Origin of the sequence: Cohnella sp. GbtcB17, from assembly GCF_019091135.1 — a bacterium.
Classification (GTDB): Bacteria; Bacillota; Bacilli; order Paenibacillales; family Paenibacillaceae; genus Cohnella.
On the sequence record NZ_JAGXJW010000004.1, the window covers coordinates 63,059 to 76,830 of the forward strand.

Annotated in this window: 7 protein-coding genes; 5 read left to right on the forward strand and 2 right to left on the reverse strand. The window is 60.5% G+C overall.

Going from position 1 to position 13,772, the window contains the following annotated elements:
- Positions 1 to 444 precede the first annotated feature (444 nt).
- The gene (locus tag KVT38_RS02870) at positions 445 to 1,383 is read left to right on the forward strand and encodes a transposase (protein ID WP_217592185.1); all 939 of its coding nucleotides are present in this window, start codon (positions 445 to 447) and stop codon (positions 1,381 to 1,383) included.
- A gap of 274 nt (positions 1,384 to 1,657) precedes the next feature.
- Here the strand turns inward: KVT38_RS02870 and asd are convergent, their stop codons facing one another.
- Complete coding sequence (gene asd, locus KVT38_RS02875) at positions 1,658 to 2,458, reverse strand: archaetidylserine decarboxylase (protein WP_217592186.1); 801 nt, start codon at positions 2,456 to 2,458, stop codon at positions 1,658 to 1,660.
- A 240-nt stretch (positions 2,459 to 2,698) separates the two neighbouring features.
- On the opposite strand from asd, the gene KVT38_RS02880 reads away from it, so the two are divergent.
- Positions 2,699 to 3,874: a glycosyltransferase family 4 protein gene (locus tag KVT38_RS02880; protein WP_217592187.1), complete on the forward strand. Its 1,176-nt coding sequence runs from the start codon at positions 2,699 to 2,701 to the stop codon at positions 3,872 to 3,874.
- A 62-nt stretch (positions 3,875 to 3,936) separates the two neighbouring features.
- Here the strand turns inward: KVT38_RS02880 and KVT38_RS02885 are convergent, their stop codons facing one another.
- A complete protein-coding gene (locus KVT38_RS02885) occupies positions 3,937 to 5,289 on the reverse strand; it encodes an Nramp family divalent metal transporter (protein WP_217592188.1) in 1,353 nt (450 codons plus the stop codon).
- Positions 5,290 to 5,509: 220 nt separating this feature from the next.
- Between KVT38_RS02885 and KVT38_RS02890 the strand changes: the two genes are divergently transcribed.
- The 3 genes from KVT38_RS02890 (at position 5,510) to KVT38_RS02900 (ending at position 13,713) form a co-directional block, all read left to right on the forward strand.
- Positions 5,510 to 11,509, forward strand: coding sequence for a WIAG-tail domain (locus KVT38_RS02890; protein ID WP_217592189.1), 6,000 nt, complete (start codon positions 5,510 to 5,512; stop codon positions 11,507 to 11,509).
- A gap of 186 nt (positions 11,510 to 11,695) precedes the next feature.
- Positions 11,696 to 12,622, forward strand: a complete 927-nt coding sequence (locus KVT38_RS02895) for a glycosyltransferase family 2 protein (RefSeq protein ID WP_217592190.1) — start codon at positions 11,696 to 11,698, stop codon at positions 12,620 to 12,622.
- Between the two features lie 161 nt (positions 12,623 to 12,783).
- Positions 12,784 to 13,713 (forward strand): hypothetical protein, encoded by a 930-nt coding sequence (locus tag KVT38_RS02900; protein WP_217592191.1) that lies wholly within the window; start codon positions 12,784 to 12,786, stop codon positions 13,711 to 13,713.
- Positions 13,714 to 13,772: the final 59 nt, after the last annotated feature.

Here is a 13,772-nt window from a genome sequence, read left to right on the forward strand (position 1 = left end):
CGCACAGGGGGAGCTTCGTCTAATAGCCATGGCAACGGTATCCCCTTCGCACAGGGGGAGCTTCGCCATGGCAACGGTATCCCCTTCGCACAGGAATCTTCGTCTCATTGCCATTGTAACGGTATCCCCTTCGCGCAGGGAGTCCTGGCAATTCGTCATTGCGACGATATCCCCCTCAAGCAGGGCGTATGCAGAGGACAGCTAAATAGATAATAGCAGGATAATTCTGGGACAAAAAGTTTCCCGGGCTCATAGGAGACTCATCGGCACTTACATAAGGCACTGAGATAGACGATGGATTACGCTTATTTCCGTGGGTTTGAAGAGCAGAGATGCGCCTTTTTTACTTGCTATCCCGCTCGTACAGGGAGATATTTGTCCTTGCTTTAAATGGGATAAATAGGTACAATGAGAACAGAAGTTCTTATTTTTGGAGGGGATGTCATGAGTGCTTCGAACCGGATGTACGAACAGGCGCCGACTTTTTGCGAAGAAGATTGTGAGATCGCCCTTTTTCGTGCGAAGTGGCCTGACGGCTTTCGTTGTCCGCGATGCGGGGGACCCGACTTTTATCGAATCGGTTCCCGCGGTCGGCGGCTGTTCGAGTGCCGCTCGTGCGCTCGCCAGACTTCGCTCACGGCCGGTACGATTCTAGAGGGCACCCGTACGCCGCTTGTGAAGTGGTTTCACGCGCTGCACCTGATGCAGACCGGCATAACGGCCAAGCTGTTGGCAGAGCTTATTCAGGTGACGTACAAGACGGCCTGGCTTATCAATCACAAGCTTCGCTATGCGATCCAGGTGCACGACGAGGGCCAGCCGCTCGTCGGCGATTTGCAGTTGTTAGGGGACTTCTATGCGCGCCCGGCGACGAACCGTCCCTCGGACCCGTTGACGTTCCGGGAGGAGCCCGCCGTAGCCGGTGCGTCGATCGATCCGGAGAGCGGAGAGCTGGCAGTGGTTAAAATTAAACGCATGTCCGCCGCTTCGTTCAGCCGCCGTACGTTTGCCGCCGATTCGTTCGGCGGATTTTTGTGGCGGCATGCGGCAGAGGACCGGACAGGCGGTCGGCGCATCGAGGTCGTCAAGGCGTCGGAGCGCGAAGGCGTGACGGCGTTGGGCGCCGTGTGGCGCGGCGCGATCGGTTGGCTGGCGCGGACGTTCGGCGGTATCGGACCTAAGCATTTGCAGGCTTACCTGGACGAATACTGCTTCCGCCTGAACGCGCGTTTGAACGTGTTAGGAACGCTACTATCGTTATGCGGCCGTATTCGCACGATTACGCAGCCCGAGCTCGTATGCAAGCGCTACGGCGTCCGCTCGATTCGTTGGACCGGTCAAACGAATCTGGCGAAGCTTTCCCGCTCGATATACGTTTCTTGAGCATGCTGTGGCCAGCACAGTTGCAAGCGAATGCTTGCGTTATATGCTATCTGTAAACTTTTTATAGCGGTTGCTGTTTGAAGATTTGTCGATTTGATCCCATGGGACTGCTACCTGTGCGAAGGGGATATCGTGTCAATGAGTAAAATGATGCTTCTGGTACAGGCGAGGGAGGAGGATTTGCGCGCAATGGCGACAAGATGTGACCCATGCAGGCGTTCTGACGGCGAATAATAATTCGCCGCCTTTAGCGCAGCCGGCATTGGCACTGAATTTAGCGTATCGCTGGGTCAGCGACCAATGTGCCAAGCAGTTGTCCTACGCGGACCTGATCGCCGGCCTGGAATCCGGGCAACGGCAGGAAGGTGTCGTCTTCCGTCAACAGCACGACTGTGGAGCCGAATTCGAAGTAGGCGAGCTCCTGGCCGCGTTCGAGCGCACGAGGGAGCTTTTCTACATATTTAATGCTGCTGACGTTAAGCGCGCCGACCTTGACGACTGCCAGCTCGCCGCTGCCGTGACGCATATAAGTGATGAGCCTTTCGTTGCGGGAGAGCACGCGTCGCATCAATGTCAATCCTCGTTCATTGACGGGATAAACCCGGCCGGGGATGTGCTCGGTCTCGACGATCTCGCCTGCACAGGGAGCGTGAATCCGGTGATAATCGGTTGGGCTTAGGTAGAGCACCCAGTAATAGCCGCTGCGGTATTGACCGGTGCGAGGAGAGCGATTCAGCAGCTCTTCCAGCGAATAATCCTGACCTTTGACCCGCATGAGCAGTCCGTTTTCGATCGGCCCGCAGGCAGCGATTCGTGCATCCACCGGACTTACTAGCGCATCGGGCGAAGCATCGATATTTCGGCTGCCCGGCGCGAGCCGGCGGGTGAAAAATTCGTTCAGCGTCGCGTATTCGGCAAGCGGCTTTTCCGCTTCGCCGACCGGGATCCTGTATAGTGCGGCGAATTTGGGGATCAGGCGCCGACTTAGCGGCGATTTGGCGAAGCTCCCGGTCAGTCGGGATATGAATTTGCGCGAAGACAGCTCCGTCATGGCGCGCAGCAGCCAACGGTTCATCGTGCGGCCACTCCTTTGCCTCATAAATAGAATTCGGGACCGCGAGCGCGAATCGCGCGCAGTCGTCCCTTAGTGTGACATATCGCTGCCCAAACTTCAACCTGCGCGAAACGGAGCCTTCCAACAGGCAGCCGCAAGCACCTATTTGCATATCGTTCGCTAAACTGCGGGTACCTGCCGTGTCCGACAAATGCCTCCGAGTGTATGCTGTCTGAAGTAGAGGACGAGGGGTGTGATCCCATGAGAGCCGCATTCATAACGCCGGGCGCATATCCGGTCCCCGCGCCGCGCGGGGGCTCCGTGGAACGCGTCGTGGAAAATTTCGTTCCATTGCTCGCGGATCGTCTGGAGGTGTGCATTTACGGGAGAACCGCAAAAGGGCTGCCCCGAAGAGGAATGCTTCACGGTGCCCGCTGTGAACGTTTGCGCGCGCCGGGTAAACGCGCCTACCTGTCCGGCGTGCTCGCGGGACTGCGCGCATACCGGCCGCAGCTCATCGAAGTGGAGAACCGGCCGCGGCTGGTGCCGCTGCTGAAACGGAGGTTTCCGGGAGCGCGCGTGTGGCTTCATTTGCATTCGAATACGTTCATATCGAGTAAAGCGATCTCGCCTAAAGAGCTTCGGACATGTCTGGGGGCGGCCGATCGGATACTTGTGAACAGCAGCTTCTTGAAGGCGGACGTGGAGAGAAGATCGCCTCGTCTCGCTTCCAAGCTCGGCGTCGTCTATCCGGGCGTCGACCCGGTTTGGTTCGGCGCTCCGGAATTGCGCGAGAACCTGCGAATCGCTCATGGTTGGCAGCACCGTCGAATCGTGTTGTTCGCGGGGCGGCTTATTCCACTAAAAGGGGTGCACCACCTGCTTGCAGCGCTGCCCGCGCTCGTTCGCCGCCACCCGGACGTGCTGCTTGTTATCGTAGGCTCTCCTTTTTACGGTTCAAACCGCACTTCCGCCTATTCGCGCAAGCTGCTGCGCATGGCCAGGCCATGGCGCCGTCACGTGCATTTCGAACCTTATGTATCGCACGAGCGAATGCCTGCCTGGTTCGGCATGGCCGACGTGGCCGTCGTTCCTTCGGTGCGCCGGGAGGCCTTCGGACTCGTTAACGTGGAGGCGATGGCTTCCGGATTGCCCGTCGTGGCCTGTCGGGTCGGCGGCATCGCGGAGATCGTCGAGGACGGCGTTACCGGCTTTCTGGTAGACCCGCGCCGCTTGACTGCGGAGCTGCCCGATCGGATCTCGCTGCTGCTTGAAAATGAAGCGCTCCGCTCGACGATGGGAGAGATGGGACGACAGCGAGTCCTCGAACGGTTTACTTGGCGACACACGGCGGATCGATGGCTTTCAGAGCTTGAGCGGGACTTCGAGAGGCAAAGGCAGCAAGCGATACAGGGGCAGGCGATACAGGTTAGGTAAGACACGGCATGCAATAAGAAACCCGCTCGGCCTAGCCGAGCGGGTTTCTTGCTTAACGGGAATTAACCGAAAAACGTGCGGAACAACAAGTAGGCGTTGAGTACCATAATGACGGCTGCGATCGTCCAAGCGAGCCATTTCAGCCAGGCTTTGTTGACGAATTCGCCCATCTTGGCGCGGTCGGACGTGAACTTGACGAGCGGAACGACGGCGAAGGATAACTGCAAGGAGAGGATAACCTGACTTAGGATAAGCAGGTCCATCGTTCCTTTTTCTCCATACATAGCTGTTACGATGACCGCCGGCACAATCGCGATAAGCCTCGTAATAAGGCGTCTAAGCCATGGCTTCATTCGAATGTTTAGGAAGCCCTCCATGACGATCTGGCCCGCGAGGGTGCCGGTCAGCGTGGAGTTCTGACCTGAAGCGAGCAGCGCGACGCCGAAAAGAACGGATGCTGCGGCCGTGCCAAGCAGCGGCGCGAGCAGATGGTACGCTTCGTCGATGTCCGCCACTTCGGAATGGCCGCTTGTGTGGAATGCCGCAGCCGCGATGATCAGAATCGCAGCGTTGATGAACAGTGCGAAAAACAGGGCGATCGAGGAATCCCAGGTCGCATACTTGATCGCTTGGCGCTTGCCGGAGGCCGTGCGGTCGTAATCGCGCGTCTGAACGATCGACGAGTGCAGGTACAAATTGTGCGGCATGACCGTCGCGCCGAGAATGCCGATTCCGATGTAGAGCATGGTCGGATTAGAAATGATCTCCGCGCTCGGCACGAAGCCTTTGGCGATGCCGGCGATGGACGGCTGCGACAGGAACAGCTCGATACCGAAGCATACGCCGATGAGCACGATCAGCGCGATGACGAATGCTTCAATGTAACGAAACCCTTTATTTTGAAGGAACAAAATGATAAGGACGTCAAAGGCGGTTAAAATAACGCCGTATAGCAGCGGGATGCCGAACAGCAAATTCAGCGCGATCGCGGCCCCGATCACCTCCGCCAAATCGCAGGCCGCAATGGCAAGCTCGCAGAGCGCCCATAGTCCGACCGCTACCGGCTTGCTGTAGTGATCGCGGCACGCCTGGGCGAGATCTCTGCCTGTAACGATGCCGAGCTTGCCTGACAAAGCCTGAAGTACCATCGCCATCAGGTTGGACAGCAGGATCACCGAGAGCAGCGCGTAGCCAAATTGGGAGCCGCCGGCCAAGTCGGTTGCCCAGTTGCCCGGATCCATGTAGCCGACGGCGACAAGATAACCGGGACCGGCAAAGGCCAAAAATTTGCGGATTAGTGAGCCCTTGTGGGGCACTTTCAGACTCCTGTGAGCTTCGGGCAGCGACGGCATGTCTTCCTTGCGGCGCCAGCCGCCGGACGACGGCGGCGTGCTGAGTGCGGCTTCTTCTTTCATGTCGGATCACCTCTTGTTGAGATCAATATAATCTGCATAAGGCAATAATTTTGGCATATGGGACATAAAGTTGCGCTGGGGCAAAACCTCTGATAGGTTTTAATATACGCCCGAACGTTGAAAAAGTAAACTGCATTTTTGCAGCGGCTCGAAGCTGTCGTGACACCCGCCCGGATGCCTGCATAGTATGAGGCAGATCATAATCGGGAAGGAGCCTCACATGAAGACATCAAAATCCGGGAAAAAGAAGCGGCCGGCACGAAAACCGCTTTACTTTGTAGATAATCCCAATCAACAGGAATTGACTTGGGTCGAGGAGCTGCGCTTGGAGGAAAAAAATAAGGTGGGACTTCACAGCGCGGCGGTGGCGGAGGCGCCCCAGCCCCCCGCTGCGGCGGAGGAGCAGCCGACGGTAGAAAAGGATTCGGGTATGACGGCTGCGGCACCTTTCATTTCGAAAGAAGCCGCACAATCTTTTTTAAAGAAAAGTATCGATGAAAGCCAGGCAAGGCGCAACGTTAAACATCGGCCGAGAGTCGACGGCGTTCACGCCGACTTTTTGACGACCGACGGGGTTAACGATTTCGTGGCGGCCGACGATCTGGAAGGTGCAGACAAGGCCGGCGTTGATGGCGACAACAAGGTACACGCCGACGAATTCGTGTCTGTGACCGAAGTGGCGCCTTCCCTTACCGGCGGCTCGAAAAAGGAAAACGTCGAACCTGTCGCGGTATCGTCAGAAAACGTCGCTTCTCCAATTGAAGACACCCGTACGAACGATGCGCCGTCCGCCTATTTCGACCGGGAGGCCCGCTACGACAGGCTGCTTGAGCAGCGGCTGCCGGGTAAACCGAAGCCACTCGTATACACGGACGACTTGGCGGACGCTTCGGTCGCCGAGAGCAAGCTCGCTCCTCGCGCGGTGCGTACGTCGCATATCGACAGCGAAGCAGTGACGACCGCGCAATTGGCCGACTATGCCGTCTCTCAGATCAAACTGGCCGATCGATCGGTCAGCGGGCAGAAGATTGCGCAGGAGACGATCACAGGCGAGCATTTGGCTAAAAACGCCGTATCGGGGCAAAAGCTGCGCGACAAGTCCGTCACGGGCGACAAGCTGAAGGACGGCAGCATCACATCCGAGAAGCTGGCGGATCGGATCATCAGCGGCGACAAGCTGGCCGAGCGCTCGATCGAAGCGAAGCATCTGTCGCTGTCGATCATCACGTCCGAGCTGCTGCAGGAACAGTCGATCACGTCCGATAAGATCAAGCGCGGCTCGGTAACGACCGAAAATTTGGCGCATGAAAGCGTGGATACCGCCAAGCTGGCCGACGGCGCCGTGACAGGCACGAAAATTCGCGACGGGGCGGTAGGATCGGCGAAAATTGCTGCAGGCGCCATCAATCCGGAGCATCTGACGCCGGGTCTCATTTTGGCAGATCATGTCGCGAACGGAACGCTGCAGGGCAAGCATATCGCAGCCGGCGCGATCGGCGGCGACCGTCTGGCGCTTGGCTCCGTAGGCGCCGATCAATTGGCGGACGGTGCCGTGAACGGCGCCAAACTCGCCGCGCAAGCCGTCGGACCGGCTCATCTCGCGGCAGGCTCCGTATTGGCCGACCAACTCGCAGACGGGGCTGTAGGCACGACACACCTTGCCGATGGGGCGATCCGGGCTTCCAAGATCGCAGACGCTGCCATACGCGGTTCGCATATTGCGTCAGGCACGATCGAAGCGGGGCACCTCGTTAAAAGGAGTATAGGAAGCGAACAGTTGGCGCCGGGCGCCGTCGACACGGCGGCGATTCAATCGAATGCGGTGACAGCGGATCAGCTGGCGGAAGGCGTTGTCGGCGGTCGGCAGCTGGCGATTCGTTCGGTATCCGCCCACCATTTGAACGATCATGTCGTCACTTCGTTGAAGCTGGCGCCGGAGTCGGTCACGACAGAAAAGCTCGCCGATCTATCCGTCGCGGGCGCGAAGCTTGCGGATGGAAGCGTGACGGCGGCGAAGCTCGGGCCGGGCGCCGTAGGCAGATCGGCCGTTGCCAAAGGCGCGATTGGCGGAAACGAGCTTGCGGAATACGCGGTACGAGACGTGCATCTGACGGCTAATAGCGTGCGCAGGGATGCGATCCAGTCTGGCGCTGTCGGTCCGGAGCAGTTGGCGGAAGGCGCCGTTGGGCATTCGAAGCTGGCGCAAGATGCCGTCGGTTCCGAGCAACTGCGTTATGGCGCGGTCACCGGCGACGCGATCGCCGAAGGAGCGGTGTTGGGTCACCATCTGACGACCGACAGCGTGAGCGCGGATGCGATCGCGGCCGGATCGGTCTCGACGGAAAAGCTCGCCGAATTGAGCGTGACGGCCGGCAAGCTGGCGAACGGCGCCGTGGAAGCCCGCCATTTGACTGTAGGCAGCGTGAACGAAAGCGCGATTGCTTCAGGCGCCGTTACGTCCGATAAATTGAGCGAAGGCAGCGTAACGCGCGAAGCGTTGGCCGAGCGCGCAGTAGGCTGGGCGCAGCTGGACGTGATGAGCGTGGGCGAAGCCCAACTGCAGACTGAAGCCGTGAAGGGCATTCATCTCGGCCGAGGCGCGGTGTCTCTGCGTCATTTATCGTCCGACATGCTTAAGATCGCCGCGCTTGCGGAAAGTCGGATCGACGCGGAAAGAATAGAGGAAGCGGCGGTTACGGCCTATCATCTTCGTTCCAATGCCGTGACGGCTGAGAAGCTGGCTGCAGGCTCGGTTACGTCCGAGAAGCTTGCCGATGGCATCGTGAACGAGGATAAACTGGCGGACGGCGCGGTTACGAGCGATAAGCTGGCTGACGCGAGCGTCACGTCGTCGAGCATCGCGGACAATGCAGTCGGCCGCGGTCATCTGGCGTCCGGCGCCGTCGGTCCGAGTCAGCTGGACCCGGTCTTGCTGGCCGCAATCGCGGAAGCCGGCGCTCCGATCGGTACGGACAGATTGCAGACGAACGCGGTCGGGACTGCGCAATTGCAAGAAGGCTCGGTCACATCGAGCAAGCTCGCGAATGGCAGCGTGGGAACGTCGGCGTTGGCCGAGGGCAGCGTGACGGCCGACAAGCTGGCCGTTGGCAGCATCGAATCGACGGCATTGGCCGAGAACAGCGTAACTTCCGTCAAGCTGGCACCCGGGAGTGTCGGGTCTTCTGCGATCGCCAAGGGAAGCGTAACGTTCGGCAAGCTGGCAGCGGACAGCGTGGATTCGGTGGCATTGGCAGACGGAAGCGTCACTGCAAGCAAACTTGCTGCAGGCAGCGTGAGCGAATCCGCACTGGCCGAAGGCAGCGTCACTTCGGGAAAACTCGCCGCGGGCAGCGTAAGCGCCGGAAATCTGGCGGCGGGCAGCGTCACCGCGGGTAAGCTGGCTGCTTGGAGCGTGGATTCCGCTTCCTTGGCGGACGGCAGCGTAATCGGCAGCAAACTGGCAGCAGGCAGCGTAAATGCTGCGAAGCTGCTCGACGGCAGCGTAAGCGAGGCGAAGCTGGCGGATGGAAGTGTGAGCGAAGGGAAGCTGGCAGAGGGCAGTGTAAGTGAGACGAAGCTGGCAGACGGCAGTGTAAGCGAGGAGAAGCTGACCGATGGCGCGGTGACGACGAGAAAGCTTGCCAAAGGCAGTGTGGACTCGGAGATCCTGGCGGATGGCAGCGTAAGCGAGACGAAGCTGGTGGACGGCAGTGTATGCGAGGCGAAGCTCGCCGAAGGCAGCGTGACGACGAGCAAGCTGGCTGAAGGCAGCGTGGACTCGGAGATCCTGGCGGATGGTAGCGTAAGCCGGTCGAAGCTGGCGGACGGTAGCGTAAGCGAGAAGAAGCTGGCGGACGGAAGTGTAAGCGAGGCGAAGCTCGCCGAAGGCAGCGTGACGACGAGCAAACTGGCTGAAGGCAGTGTGGACTCGGAGATCCTGGCGGATGGTAGCGTAAGCGAGAAGAAGCTGGCGGATGGAAGTGTAAGCGAGGCGAAGCTGGCCGACGGCGCGGTGACGACGAGCAAGCTGGCTAAAGGCAGCGTGACGATGAGCAAGTTGGCTGAAGGCAGCGTGGACTCGGAGAAGCTGGCCGATGGAAGTGTAAGCGAGGCGAAGCTGGCTGACGGCAGTGTGACGACGAGCAAACTGGCGGATGGCAGCGTAATTGAGGAGAAGCTGGCCGACGGCGCGGTGACGACGAGCAAGCTGGCCAAAGGCAGCGTGGACTCGGAGATCCTGGCGGATGGCAGTGTATGCGAGGCGAAGCTCGCCGAAGGCAGCGTGACGACGAGCAAACTGGCTAAAGGCAGCGTAGATGCTGCGATTCTGGCGGATGGCAGCGTAATTGAGGAGAAGCTGGCCGACGGCGTGGTGACGACAAGCAAGCTGGCTAAAGGCAGCGTAGACTCGGCGATTCTGGCGGATGGCAGCGTAAGCGAGAAGAAGCTGGCAGATGGCAGTGTAAGCGAGGCGAAGCTCACCGAAGGCAGCGTGACGACGAGCAAGCTGGCTAAAGGCAGCGTGGATGCTGCGATCCTGGCGGATGGCAGCGTAATTGAGGCGAAGCTGGCCGACGGCGCGGTGACGACAAGCAAGCTGGCTGAAGGCAGCGTGGAGTCGGCGATTCTGGCGGATGGCAGCGTAAGCGAGAAGAAGCTGGCAGATGGCAGTGTAAGCGAGGCGAAGCTCGCCGAAGGCAGCGTGACGACGAGCAAACTGGCTGAAGGTAGCGTAGACTCGGAGATCCTGGCGGATGGCAGTGTAAGCGAGACGAAGCTCGCCGAAGGCAGCGTGACGACGAGCAAACTGGCTAAAGGCAGCGTAGATGCTGCGATCCTGGCGGATGGCAGCGTAATAGAGGCGAAGCTGGCGGACGGCGCGGTGACGACAAGCAAGCTGGCTGAAGGCAGCGTGGAGTCGGCGATTCTGGCGGATGGCAGCGTAAGCGATGCGAAGCTCGCCGAAGGCAGCGTGACGACGAGCAAACTGGCTGAAGGTAGCGTGGATGCTGCGAAGCTGGCAGACGGCGCGGTGACGACAAGCAAGCTGGCTGAAGGAAGCGTAGGCACCGTCGCTTTAGCCGACGGCAGCATCACGCCGACGAAACTTGCCGTAGGATGTTTGGATGCATTTGCGTTGGCCGAAGGCGGAGTAACGGCCGACAAGCTGGCCGAAGGCAGTGTAACGGCCAACAAGCTTGCCGACGGCAGCGTAACAGCCGACAAGCTTGCCGAAGGCAGCGTAACAGCCGACAAGCTTGCCGAAGGCAGCGTAACAGCCGACAAGCTGGCGAACGGCAGCGTAACGGCCGACAAGTTGGCCGAAGGCAGCGTAACAGCCGACAAGTTGGCCGAAGGCAGCGTAACAGCCGACAAGCTGGCGAACGGCAGCGTAACGGCCGACAAGTTGGCCGAAGGCAGCGTAACAGCCGACAAGTTGGCCGAAGGCAGCGTCAAGACGTCTGCGCTTGCGTTTTTCGCGGTCGGTACGAATCAATTGGAAAACAGCGCCGTCACCTTCGACAAGCTGGCAGCCGCGAGCGTCGGGTCGATTCATATCGAGGAGCGGTCCGTAGACGGCGGCAAACTGGCCGAAGGCAGCGTTGATGCGGGACACATCTGTCAAGGTGCGATTTTGGCATACCACCTCGGCGAAGGAAGCGTCGAACGGGAGGCGCTGGGCGAATGGAGCGTGACCGCTAGCAAGCTGGAGCCGGGAGCGGTCGGCTACGAGCATCTGGCCGACGCCGCTGTCGGCGCACAAAAATTGCAAAGCGAGAGCGTGCAAAACGCTCATCTCGCGGCAGGCGCTGTTACGTTCGACAAGCTCTCGCCAGAGGTGGGCGGCCTGCTGACGGATTTGAACGGCGTGCTTCAGGCTCAGAAGCTTCAGCTCTCGCAACCGGAGAATCGGGTAGAGCAGCCTGCGCTGCCCATGCTTGCAGTTGCGGCATCGGTTCCCGGTGTATCGCTTGCATTTGGTCATGTCGACTATTCGTTCGCAGGCCTCGAGGACCGGGTTGAGGTGTCTGTCTCGTTTGACGCTCCGTATGCGGACGATGCTTATGTCGTCTTTGCGATGGCCGACCACCCGGGCTGCATCTGTTCCCTGAAGGAGAAGTCGGCAGCGAAGTCGACGTTCGACGTCTGCCGCACGCGGCTTTCGCCGGTCTCGAAGGGCCGAATTCAATGGATGGCGGTCGGCAACAAGCAGAACTAATGCGAAAAGGTTGTAAAGCCCTCGTCCCGCTTCCGGGCGGCGAGGGCTTTTTCGGCGTTATTCCCGTTCTCTCTTTTTGCAGAAACGCGGTGCTCAGGCTACTGTCTCTCGTACAAGTGCCGTTGCGTAGGGACACGTTGCACATATGATGTCCTGTACACTGCTGCCTGACAGGGGGGGGATTCGATGAAACGCCGAACCGGCAGCGACAGATTCGCAAGTGTCAAGCGCGTCAAGCCGCCCGTCCGCCGAAAGCGGGCTCGATCCGCTCGCCGGGGTTGGGCGCCAGGCAGGGTTGAAGGAGACGCGGCGAAGCGTCCTCCGACGGTTGTTCGCGAGCATCCGAGCCGGACAGGCGCGGACGGAGAAGGCGCTCGGTGCTCGCCCGCAGTGTCGGTGATCATCCCGGTGATGAATGAGAGGCGGACGCTCGGGCGCGTCATTCGCGAGGCGTCTCGGGTTCATCCGAACACCGAAGTCATTTGCGTGCTGAACGGCTCCACCGACGGCTCTCTGGCCATCGCCAAGGCAAGCGGAGCGCGCGTTCTTGTGTACGACCGCCCCCTCGGTCATGACGTCGGCCGGGCTGTCGGCGCGCGGGAGGCGTCGGGCGATACGCTATTGTTCATTGACGCCGATATGGTCATCCCGGCTGTCCTGTTGAGAGAATTCACGAGCGCGATCGAGCGGGGCACGGATATTGCCTTAAACGACTATTCGGGTCCGCGCATGCGGCCGGTCGTCCACAATGTCATTCTGGCGAAGCATGCGCTGAACGCGCTGCTGGGCAGGCCGGATCTTGAAGGTGCGTCGATGACCGCGGTGCCGCACGCGATCAGCCGGCGCGCATTGGCAGCCATTGGTGCGGAAGCGCTGGCGGTGCCGCCGCTCGCGATGACGAAGGCGCTGCATGCAGGATTGAGTGTCCGGCGGGTGCGTCATATCGATGTGGGTACGCTTAATCGGCCGAGGACGAAGCGCGAGCGATCAGGCTCGCTGGAGCCGCTCATCATCGGCGATCATCTTGAGGCGATCGGCTGGTGGCTGAAGCGGGACGGCGCCGCCGGGCAGCCTCCGCAAGGCAACGACGGGCGCGAGGGTGACGGCCTATGAAAAGGAAAACGGCCCGGAGGGGCATTCATTCCGTTCGCAATGGTGTACCGCGTCGGCGTCATGCCGCACGCGGAAGAAGGAATCGAAAAGTCGTCGGAAAAGCAGCAGCCTCTGTACGAACGGAGGGCAATGCCGCCGCGCGCTGGCGGCGCGAAGGCGAGATGGACGGCGCAGCGTGGCGTTCGGCGCATCCGACAGGAACGGTCGAGGCGCTAGGAAGCTATGCGCAGCGTGCCTGGACGGAAAAGACAAGTCGGCAAGCGGCGGCAAGCGTCGCGGCTGCTCAGCGGCTGTACCGTTACGGGGCGGACTATGCGGAAGGAATTCGACGGGGCAGCGGCCTGGAGATGCACGATGAGCTGCTCCCGCTTCGCGGCTCAACTGCGGCCGTTCTGTACGCGGAAGGGCGCGCATCGCTGCTCCCGGCGGTGCTGTCCGAGCTCGAGCGTCTGCCGCTTCAGGAGATCGTCGTCGTGCTTGGCGCAGGCACTGAACGGGCGCTCGAGACGCTGCTGTCTCATCCCCGAGTCGTGGCGGTCCATCATCCAGCGGGGTACGAGAATCCGCACGAGGCGCGCGCCGCAGGCGCCAGACTGACCGGCGCGGACACGGTGCTGTTCGTCGACGGCGCCAAGCCTTGCTCCGCAAGGCTGCTCGGCGAGCTGCTCATACTGGCGGATGCCGGTACGGATGTCGTGCTGAGCGACAGAACGACGCATGAGGGGGCGTTCGTTCGCAGAGGGTCCGCCTCCTGGCTGCGTGAGTTTCTCAACGTCTCCCTCGGCAGGCCCGATCTGCGCGCCGATGCGATCGGCGGCGTGCCCTTCGCCTTGTCGCGCCGGGCGATCCACGCAATCGGCGTCGAAGCGCTCGGGACGCCTGCAAGGGCGCAGGCTGCCGCGCTCGCAATGGGTTTGCGAATAAAGGTTTGCGACGCCGTACCCTTCTCGGGCGAGCGGGATGTGCCGGGATCGGCAGGAAGCGGCCATATCGCGGCTTGGCGGGATTGCTTGTCGGCGCGCGGGGAGAGACTGGACTTCCCGGACAGCAAGCGCAATCGTCAGGCGATCGGAGGAGGGGGCTACGCATAGGACGGCGGTCGTCATGCTCGGCTTTTAACGGTCCGGCAAGGCTAGGCGCTCGCGTTTAA

Coding starts and splice junctions, on each gene's coding strand:
- KVT38_RS02870 (WP_217592185.1), top strand. CDS start 445: ATGAGTGCTTCGAACCGGATGTACGAACAGGCGCCGACTTTTTGCGAA.
- asd (WP_217592186.1), bottom strand. CDS start 2,458: ATGAACCGTTGGCTGCTGCGCGCCATGACGGAGCTGTCTTCGCGCAAA.
- KVT38_RS02880 (WP_217592187.1), top strand. CDS start 2,699: ATGAGAGCCGCATTCATAACGCCGGGCGCATATCCGGTCCCCGCGCCG.
- KVT38_RS02885 (WP_217592188.1), bottom strand. CDS start 5,289: ATGAAAGAAGAAGCCGCACTCAGCACGCCGCCGTCGTCCGGCGGCTGG.
- KVT38_RS02890 (WP_217592189.1), top strand. CDS start 5,510: ATGAAGACATCAAAATCCGGGAAAAAGAAGCGGCCGGCACGAAAACCG.
- KVT38_RS02895 (WP_217592190.1), top strand. CDS start 11,696: ATGAAACGCCGAACCGGCAGCGACAGATTCGCAAGTGTCAAGCGCGTC.
- KVT38_RS02900 (WP_217592191.1), top strand. CDS start 12,784: ATGGACGGCGCAGCGTGGCGTTCGGCGCATCCGACAGGAACGGTCGAG.